This is a genomic window from Streptococcus sp. ZY19097, assembly GCF_040731245.1.
GTDB lineage: Bacteria > Bacillota > Bacilli > Lactobacillales > Streptococcaceae > Streptococcus > Streptococcus orisratti.
The window spans coordinates 2,313,675-2,338,659 of sequence record NZ_CP160400.1 but is presented as its reverse complement, the minus strand read 5'-3'; the positions used below and the strand labels follow the sequence as shown (position 1 = coordinate 2,338,659).

Genomic DNA, 24,985 nt, shown 5'->3' with positions numbered 1-24,985 from the left:
AGAGGCTATGTTCAAAAAAGAAAAGACCAAGTCGTTAATAGCCTTGATATTAGGTTTATTATTAGTTTTTGGGATTTATGTAAATTATCGTAATCTGGTTTTGTCTCCCAACCAACGTAAGATTGGTGTAACTTATATGACTATGAACAATGCTTTTTACAAGGTCGTTAATGCGGAGGTTGAGAAGGTTGCAGACAGCAAAGGGGATATTCTTTACACTAGAGATCCAGCCTTGAGTGTGGAGAAACAATACCAACAAGTGGAAACATTTATCAGTAAAAAAGTGGATGCCATCATCATTAATCCTGTGGATAGTACTAGTAAGCAAATTGTATCTGTTTTAAAGAAAGCCCATAAAAAAGGAATCAAGATAATTGTTGTTGATAGCCAATTAGAGGATGATTCAGTTGCAGATACGACAGTTGTCTCTGATAATTACAATGCTGGGGTTCTCGATGCACAACAGATGATGTCAACAGTTTCTCAAGCTGATATTTTATTGCTGGAGCATTCGGAAACCTTATCAGCTGTTGATAGGATTAAGGGGTTTATGGACACTATCTCTGGACATGATGCCTATCGCATTGTCGCGCGACGAGAGTCTTTTGGTCAGACGGAAAGAGCTATGCCAGTAGTTGAAGGGGTTATTGAAAGAGAAACTTATTTTGATGTGGTCATGGCTCTCAACGATCAAAGCGCTTTAGGAGCACTAGCAGCCATCAAAGAAAAGAACCTTTCCCGAAAAATCTACATTTATGGCGTGGATGGCTCGCCAGACATGAAAAATTTCCTAAATACGACTAATGACGTTGAAGCCACGGTTGCACAATCTCCAATCGCGATGGGGGAAAAAGCTATTACGACCACCTATCAACTTTTAGAAGGTAAAAAAGTGGATAGGCTTATCACCATCCCAGTAAGCTTGATTACCAAGGAAAATATCAGCGATTATGATGTAACGGGGTGGCAATGATGGCTCATTTAAAAACAATTCGCTATCTGCGTCAGGTACTCCTTTTAATCAATTTTGTAGCCGTTGTTTACAATGCTTCGCTATATCTTTTTGCAACCAAATACATCACTGAAAAAGGTCTTAGTCACTCATTGTTGGAAAATCTGACAGCCCTACCAACACAACCGATTGTCGTTTTTTGGACTTCTATTGGTTCATTTGCCTTGCTTTTATTGGTTATGCAAATTAAGAACGGTTTGTCTCGTGAGCGGCAATCGTTGATGGACTGGCTACTGGTATTAGAGATTTTTCTCCTGTTGACTACTTTCATTGCTTTACAGTCATCCTATAATGGATTAATTTTGCTGGTATTTATAGATATTTTTTACAGCTACACAGATTTTTACACCTTGCAACAGCGACGTAGCTGGCTAGCTTTCATTATTCTCAGTTTCGGCGCATTGTTGATTTCCAATTATGATATTTTATCCTTGGTTGTTGAAATCCCTTCCTTGGATACTTATTTAGATTTCTTTCCAGAGTCAATTCGTTTTGTGACCCTTTTTGTTAAAAATCTTTTGGCATCCTTAAATATCGTTGTTTTTATCAGCTCTCTTATTACTTATACCATGTATTCTGTTTCTGAGAACCATAAGATTGAGGAAGAGTTACGGATGGCAGCACAAGCTAACCGAGAAATGAATAATTATATTGCAGTAACTGAAAAGATTGCTGAGGATAGAGAGCGAAAGCGTATCGCAAGAGAAATCCATGATACCTTGGGACACGCTCTGACAGGGATTTCGGCAGGAATTGATGCAGTCATGGTATTGGTTGATTTAGATCCTAACCGAGCCAAAGAGCAACTCAAGAATATCTCTAATGTAGTGCGTGAAGGTATCCGTGATGTTAGGCGGTCGCTGGAAAAATTGCGCCCAGGTGCTCTGGAAGGAAGAAGTCTGAAAGATGCTTTGGAAAAAATGGTAGCTGATTATCAAGAATTATCACGTCTAACCATTTCCTTTGCCTATGATTGGGGAGATGTTGATTTGGACGCCACAAAGGAAGACATTATTTTCCGCGTGATTCAGGAATCCATTACCAATTCGCTTCGCCATGGTCATGCAAGGCAGGTCACAATCAAGATGGTCAGTGATTCCTGTTATCGCTTGATTATTCAGGATGATGGGATTGGTTTTGACGACTTGCATTATGGCTATGGGCTGACTCAAATGCGCGAACGTCTATCTATTATTGGAGGAAAAGCTGAATTTTACAATGATCATGGATTTAAAACAGTAGTTTCTATTCCAAAAGCTAAGGGGGAAGAAGAATGATAAAAGTGTTGATAGCAGACGATCAAGCTCTAATTCGAGAGTCCTTACAAATTGTCCTGTCTGCTCACGATGATATTGAAGTGGTTGCTGCTGTTGGTGATGGGCTAGAAGTTATTGAGGCCTTAAAAAATTGTCATCCTGATGTTATTTTAATGGATATCCGCATGCCAAAGATGGATGGTGTTCTCTGCACAAAGCAAGTAAAAGAACAATATCCAGATATTAAAATTATCATCCTAACCACCTTTGATGATGACGATTTTATCTTTAGCGCCCTAAAATACGGAGCTTCGGGATATATGCTTAAAGGAGTGTCAACCGATGAACTCCATCAGGCTATCATTACGGTTAGCAGTGGTGGTGCCATGATCAACCCTGATATTGCGACTAAGGTCTTTAAAATTTTCTCCCGTATGGCTCAGTCAAATTTTGCCATTCAGGTAGAAGAAAATAACGTTGATGATTTATCCAAGGTTGAGTGGCGGATTATACAGCAAATCGGATTTGGCTTGTCTAACAAGGAAATCGCTAGCAAGCTCTTTTTGTCTGAAGGAACTGTTAGAAATTATCTGTCAAACATTTTATCCAAACTGAGCCTGAGAGACCGTACTCAGCTAGCAATCTGGGCAGTGCAAACTGGTGTGACAACCCAAGATTTCGGTGATGGTCATGATTAAGATGTTGAAAATTTGGACGAAGAAAAGACTCATTATCCTTCTTGTTTGTTTAGTTGTTGTTTTATCTGCCTTCTTGATCTATCATCAAAAGGTAAAAAAGATTGAACTGCACTTAGGAATTTATTCGGGAAGCAGCTGGGGAGTTCCAAATGGTAACGATTATCAAGTTATTGACCAGGTGATTGCTGAGTTTGAAAAGAAGCACCCTAATGTCACAGTAACCTATGAGAGCGGCATTTCCAAGGATGATTATTCTACTTGGCTTTCAGACGCTATCATTAATGGTGAACAACCTGACATTTTCATCTTACCTGAAAATGACTTTAATCTTTTGGCTTCAACGGGCTCTCTTAAAAAATTAGACAGTTTTATTCAGTCCGACTTAAAGGTATCTGATTTTTACAACTCTGCTTATCAAGCAGGACGCTATGGAAATGTTCAATACGCCCTTCCTTATGAAAGTAATCCAACCATGATGTGTATCAATAAGGATTTGTTAGAAAAAGAAGGTATTACAATTCCAAGTTCGGGTTGGACTCTGGCTGAATTTTACGATATTTGCCAACAAGTAACCAAGGATACCAATGGTGATGGAATACTTGATCAATACGGTTTGACAGGATACACTTGGCAACAAGCTTTAGCGGCCTATGGTGTACAACTTTTTGATGAATATGGGACCAAGACCTACTTGAACACGGAGAAGGTCAAGTCTGCCTTGGGAGTTTGGAGCAAGTTGAATGCCTTAACTGGAAATTACCAAGTTAGCACAGAAGATTTCGATGAGGGTAGGGTGGCTTTCTTGCCCATGACTTTAGCTCAGTATCGTACCTACAAACCTTATCCTTATCATGTGGCCAAATATTCTTCTTTTGCTTGGACTTGCGTACAAATGCCAGCGGCTAAGTCAAGTATCAATGCCACTCAAGTCAGCACCTCTCTTTATGGCATTTCGGTCAAAACCCAAAATGCCAAATTGTCGTGGGAATTTCTTAAGCTCCTGACAGATAATGAAGCTACTCAACAAATGCTTTTTGAAACTTCACAGGGAACTTCTGTGCTCAAGAAAATCATGAAAAATACTGAGACTAAGGATATTTTGAAAAATGATGATTTTGGCTCAACAGCCTTGAGTGCAGATACCTTAGATTCCATGATGACAAATGCCAATATCCAACCGAAATTTAAAAAATATAATTCCGTCTTGGAAAAGGTGGACTACCTCATTACCCAGTCTTTGAAAAATAAGACGATAGATAGTGATTTAGCGGATATTCAACACCAAATTGAAGATCAATTGAAATAAAAATAAGACGAAACAGGGAAGTTGTTGAAGGTTATCTGGACTTTTGATTTCAGGGGACTTATCTTCTCAAATTGTAATCCTTCTTTATTCTTCTCGTTTTGATAGATTTTCAAAACTACCACTGTTCTGTCATCATCTTTTACAAAAGACAAGCTTCTGGATTTTTCTTTCAGTTGCTTGTCTTTTTTGTTCAAAGTTGACATTTGTCACATTTTAGATGACATTTATCCTTCTATCAAGGTGACATTTTACAATTATAAAGCGTTTCCAAATGTTTTACAATAAGTGTGAATAAAGGAGGACAGAGCATGAAGTATTTAGTACTGGTCAGCCATGGCGGCTTTGCAGAAGGGTTGAAAACTTCTCTTGCCATGTTTGCTGGCGACAAGATGGACCAAGTCATTGCAGTTGGCTTGCAAAATGGGAAATCGGTTGATGATTTTGCGATTGATTTCAAGGCTGCGATGGCACCATTGAAAGAAGATGACAGCGTTGTTGTTTTGGCAGACATCGTTGGCGGAAGTCCACTAACAACAGCATGTGGTGTTCTCGAAGAACTCGGCAAATTGGACACAGCAGTTGTTCTGGGAGGTATGAACTTACCAATGGCTTTAACATCTGTTGTGATGAAGGATGCCTTAGAAGGAGCTGACTTTGTAGCTGCTGTATTACCAGAAGCACAAGCTGCTCTTCAAGAATTTAAGGTCACATCAGATGATGCTGACGATGAAGATGACGATATTTAATAGGGCTAACGCTCTGCTATTTTACAAAAAAGGAGATATATAATGGTAGTTTCATTTGTACGTATTGACGATCGTATGATTCACGGTCAAACCGTTACGCGCTGGGCAAAGGAATACCCATGTGATGGTCTTATTGCTGTCAATGATGCGGCAGCTAAGAACAAAGTTTTGACACAGGCTTACAAAGGTGCTTCTGATAAGAAAACTTTTGTCTGGTCAGTTGACGCTTTTGGTCAAAAATCACAAAAAGTTTTGGATTCAGATACCCGTTACTTCGTTATCACAAAAAATCCAATTGACATGAAGAAACTCTTGGTTGATCAAGGTTTTGTACCAAGTGATGTCAAGGAAATTATCGTCGGTCCAGCTAATGACCGTCCAGGAGCTGTTAAACTTGGGAACAATCAATCCATTACTCAGGAAGAAGCAGATGCTATTGAAGCCATCGAAAAAGCTGGCTACAAAGTGAAATTCCAACTTCTGCCAGATGTCTCAATTGGTTACTGGTCGGACTTCAAATCTAAATTTGGTTATTAATCTTTATCGTTAGTAAAGATTTAATGTTCTTTGTATCTTAGTAATTGAACACGAGCTAAAATCCTAGTAAAAAAGATAAACTTCCTTGTATCCCAATGATACGTCATCAGTTTTCTATTTTTATACGGATTTATTAACGCTCTTTGTATCTTAGTATAGGAGATGTATTATGACAATTTCTTGGCTTCAAGCAGCCTTGCTAGGCTTATTTGCTTGTTTATCTTCAATGCCTGGTCTTGGTGGTACCTCGATTGGTAACTACACATTGGGTCGTCCCTTAGTTGGTGGTTTGGTCTGTGGTCTTATCTTAGGTGATGTTAAAACGGGTATCATCTGTGGGGTTGCCATGCAATTAGTTTACATTGCTCTTGTAACACCAGGAGGTACTGTTTCAGCAGACGTTCGTGCCGTATCTTATATCGGTATTCCTCTTGCAATGGTTGCTATTCATTCACAAGGTCTCTCAGCTGGTTCAGCTGATGCTGCTAACTTGGCTAAATCAATGGGGACTCTTGTTGGTACTGTTGGTACTGTTCTTTTCTACGGTACTGCAACAATGAACCTTGTTTGGCAACATATCGGCTGGAAAGCTGTTGAAAAAGGAAACTTCAAACAACTTTACAAAGTTGACTGGCTCTATCCATGGGTTTCTCACATCGTTTTCTCATTCATTCCGACGCTAATTATGTGTAAACTCGGTGCAACTGCTGTTACTGCTATGAAAGATGCCCTCCCAATGGATGGTATCCCAATGAAAACCCTCTTCACGGTAGGTGCTTTGCTTCCATGTGTAGGGATTGCAATCCTGTTGAAGCAAATTGTTGATAAAGTAACTGACTTTATCCCATTCTTTGTTGGTTTCACTTTGGCTGCTTCACTTGGTTTGAACCTCGTGTCATGTGCAGTAATCTCATTGATCTTTGCAGTATTGTTCTATGAACTTGAAATGGCTAAAAATGTGAGAGCTACGGCTGTTGCAGCTGGTGACGATTTTGATGACGATGATGAGGAGGATATCTAAGATGGCACAAAAGAAAATTACAAAGAAAACCCTAATGAAATCTTTCCATCATTGGTACTATGGTAACTTGACTTGCTTTTCTCAAGAACACATGCAAACTTTTGGTTACCTGACATCAATGTTGCCAATTGTGGAAGAATTGTACGATAAAAAAGAAGACCAAGCACGTTCGATGCAGACTTATACAGCTTTCTTCAATACAGAACCTCAACTTGGTGCTCTGATTGTTGGTATCACAGCAGGTCTTGAAGAAGCGCGTGCTAATGGATCAGAAGAAGTCGATGACGAAACCATCAATGGTCTTCGTGCAGGTTTGATGGGACCTGTTGCTGGTATTGGTGACTCTCTCGTTGTTGGTACTTTGATTCCAGTTATTTTGGGTATCGCTCTTGGTTTGTCAACTGGTGGTTCACCAATCGGTGCTATCTTCTACATCATCGTCTGGAACCTCTTGGCTTACTTTGGTATGAAATTTGCCTACTTCAAGGGTTATGAATTGGGTGACAAGGCTGTTGAATTCCTTGTTGGTGCACAAGGTCAAGCTATCCGTAAAGCTGTCTCAATCGTCGGTGGTATGGTTGTCGGCGGTGTTGCTGCAACTTGGGTTTCAGTAAAAACATCCTTCCAATTAGGTAGTGCTAAACATCCTTACTTAGTTCTCCAAGATAAATTGGATGCCGTTTATCCAGGGCTTTTGACAGCAGCCTTTATCGTCTTTTGTTGGTGGTTAATGGCTAAGAAAAACATTTCTCCAATCAAAGTAATGCTTCTTTTGGTAGTTATTGCCCTTGTTGGTGTACTTGTTGGCTTCTTCAACCCAGGTTTGTCTTACTAAATTTAAAGAGGAAAAAGAAATGACAGAACAAGAACTTATTCGGGGATATGAAACTGAAATAAAATATCAAAAGCATATGATCGATAATCTTGGGAGATGGTTCAGTTTATTCTTCATCGTAGCAAGTGTCGGCGTTGTGCTAACCTACTTCTTCAAATCTAACAGACAAATGGCTTTTATCCTTGGACTTGTTCTAATTGTTCTTGGCATTTTAGGTATGCTTCTCTTTGGCTATGGTATTTACAAGGGGAAAAAGAATGTCACAAAAGTAATTGATGATTTTGAAACTAAACTCCACCTCTCTAAAAACTAAACTCAAACACCTGACAGTTAACCTTTCAATGTCAGGTGTTTCTTTGTTTCAAAATTTTCAGAAATTTCACAAACAATCTTGACAAGGTATAAAAATAAGAGTATAGTTAAAGTAACCGAAAACGAAGGAGATAGTGGTATGCTAATGCAAGCGCCAGCAAGTCGTCAAAAATTGAATCGTTACTATTACTTTAGTTTCTTTAGATAGACGTTTGTAGCCACTAGGATGCAAACGTCAGAGCTGTTTGTATCTATGAAGCTGAAGCATTTTACTGTTGGATAGCCGATTAGATGATAGGAAAATCTAAGGGGCGAGACTGTAAATGTATTTAGATAAATGCAGTAAGTAAACCGGCTAGATTTTCAGAAGTCTAGTCGGTTTTATTTCGTTAAGGAAATGAATTTAAAAGTAGAAGAGGAGACTACTATGAAAAAATTATTGAAAAGTGCCCTAATTTTAGGTGCCGCTAGTTTACTTTTGATTGGCTGTGCGTCAAAAAAAGACAGTACAGCTTCAAGCGATGCCAAACATATTGGAATTTTACAATATGTAGAGCATGAGTCCCTGACAGCTGCACGCAAAGGGTTTGTAGCTGAGTTAAAAAAATTAGGCTACAAAGATGGCGATAATATCGTAATTGATTATGAGAACGCCCAAGGTGATCAATCTAATTTACAGACCATTTCTGAAAGCTTGGTCAAAGATAATGATTTGGTTCTTGGTATTGCAACCCCAGCTGCGCAGAGTTTGGTTGCGGCTTCAAGTGATGTTCCGATTCTATTTACGGCAGTAACAGATCCAGTATCTGCAAAGTTGGTTAAATCTATGGAAAAACCTGGAGGTAATGCCACAGGAACTAGTGATATGTCACCAATTGACAAGCAGGTTGAATTACTCCAAAAAGTTATGCCAGATGTGAAGAAGGTTGGAATTATGTACACTACCAGTGAACGTAATTCAGAAGTTCAGGTGGAGGAAGCTAAGAAAGCCTTCAAAAAGGCTGGCATTGAAACATTGGTAAAGGGGATCTCCTCAACCAATGATGTTCAAGATACTGCTAAAAGTTTGATGAATCAAACAGAAGTGCTCTTTATCCCAACGGACAATACCATCGTAAGTTCTATCACTCTCATTACCGACCTGTCTAAAGAAATGAAGATTCCAGTTGTGGGGGGTTCTGCAGACGTTGTTGAAAAAGGTGTGCTTTTCTCTTACGGGGCTGATTATGAAGAACTTGGTCGCCAAACAGCGGATCTAGCAGTCAAAATCTTAAAGGGTAAAGAACCAAATCAAGTGGCTGCGGAGTACCCGAAGGCTTTGAAAGTTGTTGTTAACGAAGATATGGCGAAAACATTAGGAATTGATGTTAGCGGAATTAAGGAAGAATAAAAGAGATAACTAATTTACAGTTTAGAGGAAATAAATGATAGATATTGTATTATCAAGCATTTCACAAGGCTTGTTATGGTCGATTATGGCCATTGGTGTATTTTTAACGTTTCGTATTTTGGACATTGCGGACCTGTCAGCAGAAGGCTCTTTTCCTATGGGAGCAGCGGTATGTGCTCTCTTGATTGTCAATGGATACCATCCTATTGTGGCCACCTTGGGTGGTATGGCAGGTGGCATGTTAGCTGGAGTGGTTTCAGGCTTTATGCATACTAAGATGAAAATTCCAGCACTATTGACTGGTATCATCACCCTAACGGGGCTTTACTCGGTCAATTTGCTCATTCTTGGACGATCTAACGTGTCTCTTTCAGGAGAAACAACTCTGGTCACCTTATTGACAGATAGCGGTCTGACTAAGACAAGTGCAGTGCTTGTTATTGGTGCTGTTTTCGTAGCCTTAGTTGTCCTATCTTTAATAGTTTTGCTTAATACACAGTTGGGTCTTGCACTCCGCGCAACGGGAGATAATTTAGAGATGGGAGAAGCCAATGGGATTAAAGTGGATCGGATGAAAATTTTAGGCTATATGCTATCCAACGGTTTAATTGCACTTTCAGGAGCTCTTTTGGCCCAAAATAATGGCTATGCAGACCTTAATATGGGGGTTGGAACCATTGTTATCGGACTTGCCTCAATTATCTTGGCGGAAGTGATTATCAAATACCTACCATTAGGCAAACGTCTTTTATCTATTGTCCTGGGTGCTGTACTTTATCGCCTTATCATTGTTATCATCTTAGCTATGAATGTGGATGCACAAATGATTAAATTGGTATCAGCTATCCTACTTGCTGTGATTCTATATATCCCAGAAATTCGTAATTTCCTAAATATCAAACCATCTAAAAATCTAAGTATGAGAGGTGACAAGTAGTGGCTTTGCTGACATTATCAAACATTCATAAAACCTTTGAAAAAGGAACAGTTAATGAGAACCATGTTTTGTGCGGTTTGAATTTGGAAATTGAGCAAGGTGATTTTATCTCCGTCATTGGTGGGAACGGTGCTGGGAAGTCAACCCTCATGAACTCAATCGCAGGTGTTCTGAAAATTGATGAGGGAGATATTATCTTAGAAGGACAGTCAATCAAGAACTTCTCTGTTGATGTACGCTCAAAAGATATCAGTCGTGTTTTTCAGGATCCCCGCATGGGAACGGCTACCAATCTTTCTATTGAGGAAAATATGGCGATTGCTTACCGACGTGGTAAGAAGCGCAGCATTTTCAAAAAATCAATCACTGAGTCAGAACGTCAGATTTTCAAAGAATCCTTGACCGAGCTGGGCTTAGGACTAGAAGGGCGCATGAAAACAGATGCTAATTTTCTTTCAGGTGGTCAGCGCCAAGCTTTAACTCTAGCTATGGCGACCTTGGTTCGTCCCAAAATACTCTTACTTGATGAGCATACAGCAGCCCTTGATCCTAAAACCAGTGACATGGTCATGGGCTTGACCAAGAAAGTAGTTGAAGAACAAAAACTCACCACCCTTATGATTACCCACAACATGGAACACGCCATTGAATACGGTAATCGTCTGGTTATGCTCTATCACGGGAAAATTGTCGTGGACGTCAAAGGCGAAGAAAAGAGAAATCTCACTGTTGCGCAGCTTATGGACCTCTTCCATAAAAATAGTGGACAAGTGCTAAATGATGATGCTCTGGTGTTAGGATAAAAAATAAAACTTTACCGCTTGGTAGAGTTTTTTTCTTGACTATTTCTGACCAAGTGATAGAATAGTCTTTGTAAAACATTAGCACTCAACGTTAAAGAGTGCTAATGCAGGTAGTGAGTTAACAGCGCTGCTATTTCAAAAGAATATAATGGAGGAATCAAGATGTCATTAAAACCATTAGGCGACCGTGTTGTCGTGACATTTAAAGAAACAGAAGAAAAAACAAGTGGTGGTTTTGTGTTAGCCGGAAACAGCCATGAAGCCACAAAAGTTGCCCAAGTCCTAGCTGTTGGTCAAGGTATTCGAACCTTGACAGGTGATTTGGTAGCTCCAAGCGTCGCAGTCGGTGACACTGTTTTGGTTGAAAACGGATCAGGTCTTGATGTCAAAGATGGCGAGGCTAAAGTTACCATTATTCGTGAAAGCGACATTTTGGCTATTGTAGATTAAAGAAGTGCTAGAAGACGTGAGCAAAAGCCTAAAAAATATTTTTAGCTTTGTTGACTAAACAGAGTTTTTGGGAATTGGTTTCTATAAATTGATCCTGATTTGCTAAGACTAGACTGGTGTCTGTAACAAGGCAAATAAAATGGAAAACTTATTACATTCTAGAGCTTAGAAGAAGTTCACAAAGAAAGGAATAAACATGTCTAAAGATATTAAATTTTCATCAGATGCACGCGCAGCTATGGTGCGTGGAGTTGATATTTTGGCGGATACCGTCAAAGTAACCTTGGGCCCTAAAGGACGCAACGTTGTTTTGGAAAAGTCATTTGGCTCACCACTAATTACCAATGACGGGGTTACCATTGCCAAAGAAATCGAATTGGAAGACCATTTCGAAAATATGGGAGCAAAATTAGTTAGCGAAGTGGCTTCAAAAACCAACGATATTGCTGGTGATGGAACGACAACAGCTACTGTCTTGACTCAAGCCATTGTGCGTGAAGGTCTAAAAAATGTGACTGCTGGAGCTAACCCTATTGGAATACGTCGTGGGATTGAAGCAGCAGTTGCGGCAGCGGTCGACGAATTGAAAGCTATCGCTCAACCGGTTGCTAACAAAGAAGCCATTGCTCAAGTTGCTGCGGTATCATCACGCTCTGAAAAAGTTGGTGATTACATTTCAGAAGCCATGGAAAAAGTCGGTAATGACGGTGTTATTACTATTGAAGAATCACGTGGTATGGAAACAGAACTTGATGTGGTAGAAGGTATGCAGTTTGACCGCGGATATTTGTCACAGTACATGGTTACGGATAATGAAAAAATGGTTGCTGACCTTGACAATCCATTTATCCTGATTACAGACAAGAAAATCTCAAATATTCAAGAAGTCTTGCCACTATTAGAAGAAGTTCTTAAAACAAGCCGTCCGCTTCTGATTATCGCTGATGATGTTGATGGTGAAGCCTTGCCAACGCTTGTTCTTAACAAAATTCGAGGTACTTTCAATGTTGTAGCTGTTAAAGCTCCAGGATTTGGTGATCGCCGTAAAGCCATGCTTGAAGACATTGCTATTTTAACAGGGGCAACAGTCATCACAGAAGATCTTGGCCTTGAATTGAAAGATGCCACAATGGCGGCGCTTGGCCAAGCTGCTAAAGTTACTGTTGATAAGGATAACACTGTGATTGTTGAAGGAGCGGGTGAAGCCGATGCAATTGCCAACCGCGTGGCTTTGATTAAATCTCAAATTGAAACGACAACATCAGAATTTGACCGTGAAAAACTCCAAGAACGTTTAGCTAAATTGGCTGGCGGTGTGGCCGTTATCAAAGTTGGTGCCGCTACTGAAACTGAATTGAAAGAAATGAAACTTCGCATTGAAGATGCTCTAAACGCAACGCGCGCAGCTGTTGAAGAAGGCATTGTTGCTGGTGGTGGGACAGCCTTAGTCAATGTCATTGGTAAGGTTGCTGAGCTTGATGTGACTGGTGATGAGGCGACAGGACGTAATATTGTTCAACGTGCTTTGGAAGAACCTGTTCGTCAAATTGCTCTCAACGCTGGTTATGAGGGCTCTGTTATCATTGAGAAACTTAAAAATAGCCCTGTCGGAACAGGTTTCAATGCTGCCAACGGTGAATGGGTAGATATGGTAGAGGCTGGTATTATTGACCCAGTTAAGGTAACTCGCTCCGCTTTGCAAAATGCAGCCTCAGTTGCTAGCCTTATTCTAACAACTGAAGCGGTCGTGGCCAACAAGCCAGAACCAGCAGCCCCAGCTGCTCCAGCTATGGACCCAAGTATGATGGGTGGCTTCTAAAACAAGAAAAATTTACTAACCTGCTCAATAGAGTGGGTTTTTATTGTTGTAAGGGCTGGGTTTGATTTCTTGCTAAAGGTTCAAAATGGTGAAAAAATTAATCATAGATTCTTATAGTCTCTTTCTGATAGTATTTGGTCTAGACTTGACTTTTTGATATAATGAAAATGTAAACGATTTATCAATTGATTAGGAAGGGAGAGAGCTATGGAAAAGTTAAAGAAAACAATGAAACAAAAAAAGTTTTGGGTACCTACAGCCGTTCTGAGTTTACTTTTGTTGATTTTTGTCATTTGGGGTAGCTTTTATTATTCCAAATTCTATGCGATTGAGCGTTATGTGGCAGCCTATCAGGCTTCGGGTAATACTTTTGAAAATATTAAGGGTTATTTGGTTTGGTCGGATACAGGGGAGCAGGTGACGAGCGATGAAGCCAAGTACACAAACTTTACAGCGTTAAATCACTCAGAAGCGAAGCAATTGACCAAGGAGTTACAGGCGGCCAATGCATCTGCTGAACGTTTTGTCAAACGTGTTGGTAATCGTTGGTTGATATTTCCTGATTATAAGATTGCTCTCAAACCCTTGAGCTTGAATATCAAAACCAACGTTGATAAGGTCGATATTTTGCTTAATGGGAAGAAAGTGTCCACATCTGACTCGGATGACTACAATGTTACCGTTGATCGTCTACCTGTGGCGGACTACATAGCTAGCATTTCAGGCCTTTATAAAAATAAAAAACTTGAACTAAGTAAGGTTTTCGATGGAAAGAATACGATTTTGGATTTGACGGTGACTTTCAAGAGTTTTACGGTGACTAGTAATCTGCTTGACGGAGACTTGTATTTTGATGATACACGAGTAGCCACCCTATCTGATGGACGCTGTGAGGTAGCTGATTATCCGCTGACCAATTCGGCGCAGGTCTATGTCAAGAAAACTTATTCAGATGGTGACATGAACTCTAATAAAAAGACTTTGTCTGATATTGCTGATGGAGCAACTGTTGAACTCAATGCGGAAGGCTTGTTAACGGAAGAATCCGCAGGTAAAATTCTTGTGTCTGCTTTTGATCAGCTCATTGCCTACCTCAATCAAGGTCAAGATCCAAGCGGGCTATCTAGTGTTTTTGAAAGTGGCTCAGCGAATGCCTTTTACAAGGGACTGAAAGAAAGTATTGCCTCTAAAATGCAGACAGATAAGCGTACAGCTACTAGTCTCACGATTCCTAGCATTTTGCTAAATGCAATGACACAAGTTGGCAAGGATTCCTATGTAATAGATTTTTCAGTTCGTTATGATTTTTATTATGATAAATCAACGGACATTGTCAACAATACCCAAGGTGATATCATTCAGGACTTATCTGGACAGTTGACCCTCAAAAAGTCTGGTCAAAACTATCTTATATCACAGTCTGGTCAGAAGGCTATTACAGTAGTTAAGGAAGATAATCAAGTCAAAGCAATCAGTGTTTTCCCAGAAAAGTTATTGGGAAGCTGGTCGGGCAAACATGATGGTGCCCTGGTTTCTATGTCCTTCAAAGCAGACGGCAGTGTGAGTACGACCATTGATTATATTGATGACAAGTTGACAGATACAACTCATACGGCAAAGGTGACCAAACTTGAAGAAAAGAATAATGGTCTTTATCGTTATCTCTACGATGACGGTACCGATGTTTCGGCATTTGTAACTGGAGGAATTGGCGGCGTTGGTGTTAAATATGCCTATGGTGTCAAAATAAATGGTGATACGATTACTCCAGTCATTTGGCAAACGGGAACAAATCAAGAGTTTGATTATAGCCATCCACTAGAAGGTATAACGCTAACGAAACAATAACTTTGAAAGAATGAAAATAACTCCCATATCAAGGAGTTGTTTTCATTTTTTTTAAATGTGATTCAAAAGTTTGAGATGGAGCTGTAACCATAACTTTTTCAAGAGTAAAAGGGTGGGTAAAACTGAGCATGTGAGCATGGAGCATAAGTCTAGGAGCTTTGACCTGACTGTAAAGAGGATCGCCGATGATAGCAAAGCCATGATGGGAAAGGTGGACGCGGATTTGATGAGTGCGTCCAGTTGCCAACTGACAGTTGACCAGACTGGTTTTTGAAAAGGTCTTGAGACAGTCAACGGCGGTTAAAGCGGTCTGACCATTTTTTTGATCAACAATGCGTTTTCTACGATCGTGGCGATCACGACCAATTTTGTCGCGGAAAACTTGATGTTTTGGTGTAAAAATTCCTTCAGTCAGTGCCCAATATTGACGGGTAATATCTTTTCTTTCTAAAAGACGATTAAGAATGGGGAGAACAAAAGGGTTCTTGGCGAACATGACTGCCCCGCTCGTTTCTAAATCCAATCGGTGAATCACATAGCAAGTCTGACCAACAAAGGCTGAGACATGATTGAGCAGAGCGATTTCATTGGGTTCATTGCCGTGTGTTTTCATGCCTTCGGGCTTGTTAACCACAATAAGGTGTTCGTCCTGATAGAGACAGTCCACTAGTGTAGCATTTCCAAAAGGAATAGACTTCTCGGGATAATCTTCTTCGTCAAATATCAATTCAATACAGTCACCCTTGTGAACTAAAGTCTGCCAATTGACGTTTTGACCGTTGATAAAAACGTGTTTTTTGGTGCGCAAAAAATGACGAATTTTTCGTGGAATCAGAAAATGTTCTTCTAAAAGCATTTTGACCGTTGCTGTGTCATAGGGGTTGTTTAGGTTAATACGAAATGTCATAGGATTATTATACCAAACTTCAGCGGGAATAGAAAAAACAACTCCTGACCCAAAGTCGTTGAGTTGTTTTGTGTTGTATACCGAACTAAAAAGGTTTTAAAAGCTTTTTAGTGGTATTGGAGATATTTGTTTATCTTTCCTCTTTTAACCAATCTTGATACTTCTCTAAAAGATTGACTGCCATTTGGGATGCGATGGCAATTGAAAAGGCTTCTGTACCTTCAAATTCTTCAGGAGCAATTTCAATTCTAGTTTCATCGTAAATAGCTTTCAAGCTTTCTCGTGATAAGGTTTTTTTGAAAGCCTCAAATTCTTTATTCATATAGGAATTCTCCCTGATTGATTATTTTTACTCTCATTATAACATAATTTATTTGAAAACGTTCTACTTTACTGTGTAACTTTTATTTTATGAAGATTTTAAGAGAAATTGTTATAATGAAAGCATGAAAGTATTTGATTTTCTTAGAGATAAATTTAAGATTTTAAGACAAAGAGCCAAAAATGTAGAAAAGAAAAGCAATGATGACTCACTGAATGAAGATTTGGAGCCAATCCAATCAAGGCGCTACCAACGAAGCAAAGGTCATCATGAGCAGGCAAAAAATCGCCCGAAGTGGTTAAAAAAAGTAGAACGTTTTGTCCCTTCTCCTAAAAATCCAATTCGCAGATTTTGGCGTCGCTATCGTATCGGAAAGATTTTACTTCTTTTAGCCAGTGTTGGTGTACTGACAATAGGATCCTATCTTTTTTACATTGCTAAGTCAACCAATGTTTCTGATTTACAAGATGCCCTCAAGGCAACAACTGTAATCTATGATAAATCGGATCAGCAAGTTGGTTCCTTGTCTGGACAAAAAGGTACTTATGTTGAACTGGATGCAGTCAGTGATTATATGGAAAAAGCAGTTGTCGCGACTGAGGATCGCACATTTTATGAAAATTCTGGAATTAACTATTCTCGTTTTTTGTTGGCCGTATTTACTATGGGGAAATTTGGCGGAGGGTCAACGATTACTCAACAATTGGCTAAAAATGCCTATCTAAGTCAAGAACAAACAGTGACACGTAAGGCTAAGGAATTCTTTTTAGCACTAGAATTGACGAAAAAGTACAGCAAAAATGAGATTTTGACTATGTACCTTAATAATGCTTATTTTGGGAACTCGGTCTGGGGCATTGAAGATGCTAGTCTTAAATATTTTGGCGTTCACGCAGCTGATCTAACAATTGAGGAGTCAGCTACTTTAGCAGGTATGCTTAAAGGACCAGAAATCTATAATCCCTATTATTCTGTAGAAAATGCAACTAATCGCCGCAATACTGTTTTAAAAGCAATGGTGGATGCTAAAAAAATTACTCAACAAGAAGCTGATGCAGCGTCACAGGTAGATATTACCAGTCAATTAAACGATGCTTACACGGGTAGCTCAGATGACTATCAGTACGCCTCTTATTTTGATGCAGTTATTCAAGAAGCCGAGAAAACCTATGGCATTTCTGAAGATGATATTGTTAATAACGGTTATAAAATTTACACAGAACTAGACCAAAATTACCAAGCCAATATGCAGGCAGTTTTTGACAATACTTACAATTTCCCTGTTTCTGATTACGATGGACAAAGTGCCCAGGGAGCAAGTGTTGCTATGGATCCAGCAACGGGAGCTGTTCAAGGTTTAGTTGGGCGAGTAAGTTCAACCGCATCGCCATTTCGTAGCTTTAACTATGCAACCCAAGCTTCACGGAGTCCAGGATCAACTATCAAACCGTTGGTTGTTTATTCGCCTGCGGTGGCCTCAGGCTATGACATTACTACGCTATTGCCAAACACTGTTAGGGATTATAACGGTTATGCACCAAGTAATTATGGAGGAATTGAGACAGAAGATGTTCCTATGTATCAAGCTTTAGCCAACTCTTATAATATTCCAGCAGTGTATTTGCTAAATGAGATGGGTATCAGTAAGGGAATAAGTTATGGTAAGAAATTTGGGCTTAGCATGGAAAATGTTAAAAACGAATTAAGTATTGCTCTTGGTGGTGGCATAACAACGAATCCGTTAGAAATGGCACAAGCTTACTCCACTTTTGCTAATAAAGGAATTATGCCAACAGCTCATCTTATTAGACGGATTGAAAATGCCAGCGGAGAAACCATCGCTTCTTTTAAAGAGAAAAATACCCGTGTTATAAGTCAATCTGTGGCTGACAAAATGACGAGTATGATGTTGGGAACTTTTTCTAATGGTTCAGGAATTAATGCTAATGCTTACGGCTACACTATGGCCGGTAAAACAGGTACAGTGGAGGCGAATTTTAATGCTGATTTAACCAGTGACCAGTGGGTTATAGGCTATACCCCTGATGTGGTCATTGCACAGTGGTTGGGTTACGATTCAACGGATGAAAATCATTATTTGACTGATGCTAGTTCAGGAACTGCTTCAACTATTTTTAGCGCTGTGGCAAGCTCCGTTTTGCCATACACAGCAGGTACTCAGTTCACAGTCACTAATGCTTATCGTCAAAATGGGTATGACTTAACCTACAGTGCGGATTCCAGCGAAACTGAAACTTCCTCAGGCATTGATACCAATAAGATTCTAGACAAAGTACAAGAATCTGCTCAAACAGCTAGTGATTCTCTGGGCGAATTTCTAGATAAAGCCGGTGAAACCGTAAAAGATGTTTGGAATGGGGTTTCAAACTGGTTTAGTCAGTAAAGTAAATACGACAAACGCATGAAGAAAGTTTTGTTTTTAGCAAACGGCAACCATAAACAAAAATCAATCAAAGTAGTACGCTAGAATAGAGGTGGACTACAATGATTGATTTTCTTTTATCCATAGAAGAACACAAAAAGAGTACGATAGCCGTCAAGCATGGAAAATCCGCTACCTCCTACCTCCTATCTACTATTCTCTTTTTGTGTTTTGCTTGTAAATGGCAGGGATTGAGACGTGGAAAGTGATGGACTAATCTGGTACGTTGGCTTGAGTGTCAGCTGTCCTTCGAAACCTCTTCAGAAACAACTGATTTTTCCAAATTGATTGCCGTTGACGGAAAAACGATTCGGGGGAACCGAGGAAAACACCAATCTCCTACTCATATTGTCACTGCTTATGACGGTGTTAATCGGATTAGCCTTGGACAGGTAGCTGTTGAGGATAAAAGCAATGAAATTACAGCCATTCCTCGCCTCTTACGTCAGCTAGACCTTCGTAAGAGTGTTGTCACGATTGATGCCATGGGAACTCAGACAGACATTGCGGATGTGATTATAAGGGGCAAAGGAGATTATTGTTTGGCAGTCAAAGGAAATCAAGGTACTCTCCATGAGGATATTGACCTTTATTTTAGTGATGCCAAATTATTATCTAAGTTGACAGAGAAAGGCTGTCATTATCAGACCATCGAAAAGGCACGCAGTCAGATTGAGGGGAGGGATTACTGGGTTTCTCAAGATGTAAAATGGCTGAGCCAACGACACCCAAAATGGCAGAACCTTCGTGGGATTGGGATGACTAAGAATACCATTGATAAAGACGGTATCATCACGGAAGAAGTTCGTTACTTTATCCTCAGTTTCAAGGGTGATGTGCAGACTTTTTCACAGGTAGTTCGTGGTCATTGGTCGGTTGAGAGCCTCCATTGGTTGTTAGATGAGGTCTACCGAGAAGATAAGAACCAAACCTTAGATAAACGAGCGACCTTTAATTTGAACGCTATTCGTAAAGTTTGTCTTCATCTTTTACAAACTATGACATTCCCTAAGGAAAAATTGAGTTACCGCCGCAAACACCGCTATATTTCTGTCCATTTGGAGGATTATTTGCCACAATTATTTGGAAATCGCGGATAAGGTGCTTGTACAAAGGTAGATATCAAGTTTAAAGCAGTTATTTCCAGGTACAAAAGGAGAGAAGAAAGTTTTCATGCGTACGGGGTAAAATAGTTGACAAAAGCACAAGAAGTTTGCTATACTGACATAGCTGTCAAACAGGAAGTCACTACGGAAGAAAAAAAGTTAAAAAAAGTAGTTGACAAGTTAGAAGAAGTTTGATAGAATAAAGAAGTTGTCTCGAGAGAGGCGAAGACCTTTGAGAACTGAACAAGAAGACGAATCAAACGTGCGGGTTACGGAAGTAACCTGTCAAGAAACAATAAGTCAGCAATGACACGAGCGCAAGCTCAAACTTTTAAATGAGAGTTTGATCCTGGCTCAGGACGAACGCTGGCGGCGTGCCTAATACATGCAAGTAGAACGCTGAAGTCTGGTGCTTGCACCGGATGGATGAGTTGCGAACGGGTGAGTAACGCGTAGGTAACCTACCTCATAGCGGGGGATAACTATTGGAAACGATAGCTAATACCGCATAATAGTCTTTAACTCATGTTAGAGGCTTGAAAGGGGCAATTGCTTCACTATGAGATGGACCTGCGTTGTATTAGCTAGTTGGTGAGGTAAAGGCTCACCAAGGCGACGATACATAGCCGACCTGAGAGGGTGATCGGCCACACTGGGACTGAGACACGGCCCAGACTCCTACGGGAGGCAGCAGTAGGGAATCTTCGGCAATGGGGGGAACCCTGACCGAGCAACGCCGCGTGAGTGAAGAAGGTTTTCGGATCGTAAAGCTCTGTTGTTAGAGAAGAACGTGTGTGAGAGTGGAAAGTTCACACAGTGACGGTAACTAACCAGAAAGGGACGGCTAACTACGTGCCAGCAGCCGCGGTAATACGTAGGTCCCGAGCGTTGTCCGGATTTATTGGGCGTAAAGCGAGCGCAGGCGGTTCTGTAAGTCTGAAGTTAAAGGCAGTGGCTTAACCATTGTACGCTTTGGAAACTGCAGGACTTGAGTGCAGAAGGGGAGAGTGGAATTCCATGTGTAGCGGTGAAATGCGTAGATATATGGAGGAACACCGGTGGCGAAAGCGGCTCTCTGGTCTGTAACTGACGCTGAGGCTCGAAAGCGTGGGGAGCAAACAGGATTAGATACCCTGGTAGTCCACGCCGTAAACGATGAGTGCTAGGTGTTAGGCCCTTTCCGGGGCTTAGTGCCGTAGCTAACGCATTAAGCACTCCGCCTGGGGAGTACGACCGCAAGGTTGAAACTCAAAGGAATTGACGGGGGCCCGCACAAGCGGTGGAGCATGTGGTTTAATTCGAAGCAACGCGAAGAACCTTACCAGGTCTTGACATCCCAGTGACCGTCCTAGAGATAGGATTTTTCTTCGGAACACTGGTGACAGGTGGTGCATGGTTGTCGTCAGCTCGTGTCGTGAGATGTTGGGTTAAGTCCCGCAACGAGCGCAACCCCTATTGTTAGTTGCCATCATTGAGTTGGGCACTCTAGCGAGACTGCCGGTAATAAACCGGAGGAAGGTGGGGATGACGTCAAATCATCATGCCCCTTATGACCTGGGCTACACACGTGCTACAATGGCTGGTACAACGAGTCGCAAGTCGGTGACGACAAGCTAATCTCTTAAAGCCAGTCTCAGTTCGGATTGTAGGCTGCAACTCGCCTACATGAAGTCGGAATCGCTAGTAATCGCGGATCAGCACGCCGCGGTGAATACGTTCCCGGGCCTTGTACACACCGCCCGTCACACCACGAGAGTTTGTAACACCCGAAGTCGGTGAGGTAACCTTTTGGAGCCAGCCGCCTAAGGTGGGATAGATGATTGGGGTGAAGTCGTAACAAGGTAGCCGTATCGGAAGGTGCGGCTGGATCACCTCCTTTCTAAGGAAAATAACGGAAGCACGTTTGGTTGGATCTTGTTTAGTTTTGAGAGGTCTTGTGGGGCCTTAGCTCAGCTGGGAGAGCGCCTGCTTTGCACGCAGGAGGTCAGCGGTTCGATCCCGCTAGGCTCCATTGAATCTACGGATTCAAGTTTGATCATTGAAAATTGAATATCTATCAAATTCCATATAGAAATATATGAAATAGTAACAAGAAAATAAACCGAAAACGCTGTGACAATTTAATGAGTTTTCTAGTTTAAAAAACTAGTTTAATAAGGTTAAGTTAATAAGGGCGCACGGTGGATGCCTTGGCACTAGGAGCCGATGAAGGACGTGACTAACGACGAAATGCTTTGGGGAGTTGTAAGTAAGCGCTGATCCAGAGATGTCCGAATGGGGGAACCCACTAGCTGATGGCTAGTATCCCTACCTGTTAAGGGTAGAGGAAGGAAGACGCAGTGAACTGAAACATCTAAGTAGCTGCAGGAAGAGAAAGCAAAAGCGATTGCCTTAGTAGCGGCGAGCGAAGAGGCAGGAGGGCAAACCAGAGAGTTTACTCTCTGGGGTTGTAGGACTGCAATATGGACTTAAAGAGTATAGAAGAACTACCTGGGAAGGTAGGCCAAAGAGAGTAATAGCCTCGTATTTGAAATAGTCTTTATACCTAGCAGTATCCTGAGTACGGCGAGACACGTGGAATCTCGTCGGAATCTGGGAGGACCATCTCCCAACCCTAAATACTCCCTAGTGACCGATAGTGAACCAGTACCGTGAGGGAAAGGTGAAAAGCACCCCGGGAGGGGAGTGAAATAGAACCTGAAACCGTGTGCCTACAACAAGTTCGAGCCCGTTAATGGGTGAGAGCGTGCCTTTTGTAGAATGAACCGGCGAGTTACGTTTACGTGCGAGGTTAAGTTGAAGAGACGGAGCCGTAGGGAAACCGAGTCTGAATAGGGCGAATGAGTACGTGGACGTAGACCCGAAACCATGTGACCTACCCATGAGCAGGTTGAAGGTGCGGTAAGACGCACTGGAGGACCGAACCAGGGCACGTTGAAAAGTGCTTGGATGACTTGTGGGTAGCGGAGAAATTCCAAACGAACTTGGAGATAGCTGGTTCTCTCCGAAATAGCTTTAGGGCTAGCGTCGACATTAAGAATCATGGAGGTAGAGCACTGTTTGGGTGAGGGGTCCATCCCGGATTACCAATCTCAGATAAACTCCGAATGCCATTGATTTATGGTCGGCAGTCAGACTGCGAGTGCTAAGATCCGTAGTCGAAAGGGAAACAGCCCAGACCACCAGCTAAGGTCCCAAAATATATGTTAAGTGGAAAAGGATGTGGGGTTGCACAGACAACTAGGATGTTAGCTTAGAAGCAGCTATTCATTCAAAGAGTGCGTAATAGCTCACTAGTCGAGTGACCCTGCGCCGAAAATGTACCGGGGCTAAAACATATTACCGAAGCTGTGGATACCTTTTATAGGTATGGTAGGAGAGCGTTCTATGGGTGATGAAGGTGTACCGTGAGGAGCGCTGGAACGCATAGAAGTGAGAATGCCGGTATGAGTAGCGAAAGATGGGTGAGAATCCCATCCACCGTAAGACTAAGGTTTCCAGGGGAAGGCTCGTCCGCCCTGGGTTAGTCGGGACCTAAGGAGAGACCGAAGGGTGTATCCGATGGCCAACAGGTTGATATTCCTGTACTAGAGTATGAAGTGATGGAGGGACGCAGTAGGCTAACTAAAGCGTGCGATTGGAAGTGCACGTCTAATCAGTGAGGTGTGGTATGAGTAAAATGCTTATACCTATAACATTGAGCTGTGATGGGGAGCGAAGTTTAGTAGCGAAGTTAGTGACGTCACACTGCCGAGAAAAGCTTCTAGCGTTGTATCATACTCTACCCGTACCGCAAACCGACACAGGTAGTCGAGGCGAGTAGCCTCAGGTGATCGAGAGAACTCTCGTTAAGGAACTCGGCAAAATGGCCCCGTAACTTCGGGAGAAGGGGCGCTGACTTTAAGTCAGCCGCAGTGAATAGGCCCAAGCAACTGTTTATCAAAAACACAGCTCTCTGCTAAATCGTAAGATGATGTATAGGGGGTGACGCCTGCCCGGTGCTGGAAGGTTAAGAGGAGTGCTTAGCGTAAGCGAAGGTATGAATTGAAGCCCCAGTAAACGGCGGCCGTAACTATAACGGTCCTAAGGTAGCGAAATTCCTTGTCGGGTAAGTTCCGACCCGCACGAAAGGCGTAATGATTTGGGCACTGTCTCAACGAGAGACTCGGTGAAATTTTAGTACCTGTGAAGATGCAGGTTACCCGCGACAGGACGGAAAGACCCCATGGAGCTTTACTGCAGTTTGATATTGAGTAACTGTACCACATGTACAGGATAGGTAGGAGCCTAGGACATCGGGACGCCAGTTTCGATTGAGGCGTTGTTGGGATACTACCCTTGTGTTATGGTTACTCTAACCTAGATAGGTGATCCCTATCGGAGACAGTGTCTGACGGGCAGTTTGACTGGGGCGGTCGCCTCCTAAAATGTAACGGAGGCGCCCAAAGGTTCCCTCAGACTGGTTGGAAATCAGTCGTAGAGTGTAAAGGTATAAGGGAGCTTGACTGCGAGAGCAACAACTCGAGCAGGGACGAAAGTCGGGCTTAGTGATCCGGTGGTACCGTATGGAAGGGCCATCGCTCAACGGATAAAAGCTACCCTGGGGATAACAGGCTTATCTCCCCCAAGAGTTCACATCGACGGGGAGGTTTGGCACCTCGATGTCGGCTCGTCGCATCCTGGGGCTGTAGTCGGTCCCAAGGGTTGGGCTGTTCGCCCATTAAAGCGGCACGCGAGCTGGGTTCAGAACGTCGTGAGACAGTTCGGTCCCTATCCGTCGCGGGCGTAGGAAATTTGAGAGGATCTGCTCCTAGTACGAGAGGACCAGAGTGGACTTACCGCTGGTGTACCAGTTGTCTTGCCAAAGGCATCGCTGGGTAGCTATGTAGGGAAGGGATAAACGCTGAAAGCATCTAAGTGTGAAGCCCACCTCAAGATGAGATTTCCCATGATTTTATATCAGTAAGAGCCCTGAGAGATGATCAGGTAGATAGGTTAGGAGTGGAAGCATGGTGACATGTGTAGCGGACTAATACTAATAGCTCGAGGACTTATCCAAACTAAGTAATGAGAACGTAAAGAAAAGCGTAGGATTTTAGAAAATCAACGCGGAAGTCGTTGAGACTTTAAGGCGATTTGTCTAAATCACTAGCTTTTTAGTTCGAATACAATTCATAAAATTCAACGACGTCAGTATTGACAGCGTACGGTTTTCTTGATAGAGTATAGATATTCAA

The 24,985-nt window shown here is 41.7% G+C and carries 18 protein-coding genes, 1 tRNA gene, 2 rRNA genes and 1 pseudogene; 20 read left to right on the top strand and 2 right to left on the bottom strand.

What is annotated here, in order from left to right:
* Positions 1–7: 7 nt before the first annotated feature.
* The 15 genes from ABZ559_RS11620 (at position 8) to ABZ559_RS11550 (ending at position 14,970) form a co-directional block, all read left to right on the top strand.
* Entirely contained in the window at positions 8–973 is a 966-nt protein-coding gene (locus ABZ559_RS11620) for a sugar ABC transporter substrate-binding protein (RefSeq protein WP_367006509.1), read from the top strand.
* A complete protein-coding gene (locus ABZ559_RS11615; protein WP_367006507.1) occupies positions 970–2,289 on the top strand; it encodes a sensor histidine kinase in 1,320 nt (439 codons plus the stop codon). Before ABZ559_RS11620 ends, ABZ559_RS11615 begins: the two co-directional genes overlap by 4 nt.
* Complete coding sequence (locus tag ABZ559_RS11610; protein WP_018376828.1) at positions 2,286–2,966, top strand: response regulator transcription factor; 681 nt, start codon at positions 2,286–2,288, stop codon at positions 2,964–2,966. Before ABZ559_RS11615 ends, ABZ559_RS11610 begins: the two co-directional genes overlap by 4 nt.
* 1 nt (position 2,967) lies before the next feature.
* Positions 2,968–4,272, top strand: a complete 1,305-nt coding sequence (locus ABZ559_RS11605) for an ABC transporter substrate-binding protein (RefSeq protein WP_026217240.1) — start codon at positions 2,968–2,970, stop codon at positions 4,270–4,272.
* Positions 4,273–4,580: 308 nt separating this feature from the next.
* Positions 4,581–5,018, top strand: coding sequence for a PTS fructose transporter subunit IIA (locus ABZ559_RS11600; protein WP_277290910.1), 438 nt, complete (start codon positions 4,581–4,583; stop codon positions 5,016–5,018).
* Between the two features lie 42 nt (positions 5,019–5,060).
* Positions 5,061–5,555, top strand: coding sequence for a PTS sugar transporter subunit IIB (locus tag ABZ559_RS11595; RefSeq protein ID WP_018364173.1), 495 nt, complete (start codon positions 5,061–5,063; stop codon positions 5,553–5,555).
* A gap of 169 nt (positions 5,556–5,724) precedes the next feature.
* Positions 5,725–6,576, top strand: a complete 852-nt coding sequence (locus tag ABZ559_RS11590; protein ID WP_018376831.1) for a PTS sugar transporter subunit IIC — start codon at positions 5,725–5,727, stop codon at positions 6,574–6,576.
* Between the two features lies 1 nt (position 6,577).
* Entirely contained in the window at positions 6,578–7,411 is an 834-nt protein-coding gene (locus ABZ559_RS11585) for a PTS system mannose/fructose/sorbose family transporter subunit IID (RefSeq protein ID WP_273414329.1), read from the top strand.
* A gap of 19 nt (positions 7,412–7,430) precedes the next feature.
* A complete protein-coding gene (locus tag ABZ559_RS11580) occupies positions 7,431–7,724 on the top strand; it encodes a DUF202 domain-containing protein (protein ID WP_367006505.1) in 294 nt (97 codons plus the stop codon).
* 426 nt (positions 7,725–8,150) lie between these two features.
* A complete protein-coding gene (locus tag ABZ559_RS11575) occupies positions 8,151–9,113 on the top strand; it encodes an ABC transporter substrate-binding protein (protein ID WP_026217241.1) in 963 nt (320 codons plus the stop codon).
* Positions 9,114–9,147: 34 nt separating this feature from the next.
* Positions 9,148–10,050 (top strand): ABC transporter permease, encoded by a 903-nt coding sequence (locus ABZ559_RS11570; protein WP_273414331.1) that lies wholly within the window; start codon positions 9,148–9,150, stop codon positions 10,048–10,050.
* Positions 10,050–10,853 (top strand): ATP-binding cassette domain-containing protein, encoded by an 804-nt coding sequence (locus ABZ559_RS11565; protein ID WP_367006503.1) that lies wholly within the window; start codon positions 10,050–10,052, stop codon positions 10,851–10,853. Before ABZ559_RS11570 ends, ABZ559_RS11565 begins: the two co-directional genes overlap by 1 nt.
* A 162-nt stretch (positions 10,854–11,015) precedes the next feature.
* Entirely contained in the window at positions 11,016–11,303 is a 288-nt protein-coding gene (gene groES / locus ABZ559_RS11560; protein WP_018376609.1) for a co-chaperone GroES, read from the top strand.
* 196 nt (positions 11,304–11,499) lie between these two features.
* Positions 11,500–13,122, top strand: coding sequence for a chaperonin GroEL (gene groL / locus ABZ559_RS11555; protein WP_018376608.1), 1,623 nt, complete (start codon positions 11,500–11,502; stop codon positions 13,120–13,122).
* A gap of 207 nt (positions 13,123–13,329) precedes the next feature.
* The gene (locus ABZ559_RS11550) at positions 13,330–14,970 is read left to right on the top strand and encodes a hypothetical protein (RefSeq protein WP_367006501.1); all 1,641 of its coding nucleotides are present in this window, start codon (positions 13,330–13,332) and stop codon (positions 14,968–14,970) included.
* A 28-nt stretch (positions 14,971–14,998) separates the two neighbouring features.
* On the opposite strand, the gene ABZ559_RS11545 is transcribed toward ABZ559_RS11550, so the two are convergent.
* Both ABZ559_RS11545 and ABZ559_RS11540 read right to left on the bottom strand, forming a co-directional pair.
* Positions 14,999–15,877: an RluA family pseudouridine synthase gene (locus tag ABZ559_RS11545; protein WP_367006499.1), complete on the bottom strand. Its 879-nt coding sequence runs from the start codon at positions 15,875–15,877 to the stop codon at positions 14,999–15,001.
* Positions 15,878–16,007: 130 nt separating this feature from the next.
* Positions 16,008–16,199 carry a hypothetical protein gene (locus ABZ559_RS11540; protein WP_018376605.1) on the bottom strand — a complete coding sequence of 64 codons (192 nt, stop codon included), beginning with the start codon at positions 16,197–16,199 and terminating at the stop codon, positions 16,008–16,010.
* Between the two features lie 124 nt (positions 16,200–16,323).
* Here ABZ559_RS11540 and pbp2a point away from each other — a divergent pair, with 124 nt between their 5' ends.
* The 5 genes and pseudogenes from pbp2a (at position 16,324) to ABZ559_RS11515 (ending at position 24,807) form a co-directional block, all read left to right on the top strand.
* Entirely contained in the window at positions 16,324–18,603 is a 2,280-nt protein-coding gene (gene pbp2a, locus ABZ559_RS11535; RefSeq protein WP_367006498.1) for a penicillin-binding protein PBP2A, read from the top strand.
* Positions 18,604–18,704: 101 nt separating this feature from the next.
* Positions 18,705–19,742, top strand: a pseudogene (locus ABZ559_RS11530) (ISAs1 family transposase).
* Between the two features lie 337 nt (positions 19,743–20,079).
* A 16S ribosomal RNA gene (locus tag ABZ559_RS11525) occupies positions 20,080–21,627 on the top strand.
* Between the two features lie 59 nt (positions 21,628–21,686).
* Positions 21,687–21,759: transfer RNA gene (locus ABZ559_RS11520), tRNA-Ala, on the top strand.
* A gap of 146 nt (positions 21,760–21,905) precedes the next feature.
* Positions 21,906–24,807 (top strand): 23S ribosomal RNA (locus tag ABZ559_RS11515).
* Together the 16S and 23S rRNA genes with 1 tRNA gene alongside form the textbook arrangement of a ribosomal RNA operon.
* Positions 24,808–24,985 lie beyond the last annotated feature (178 nt).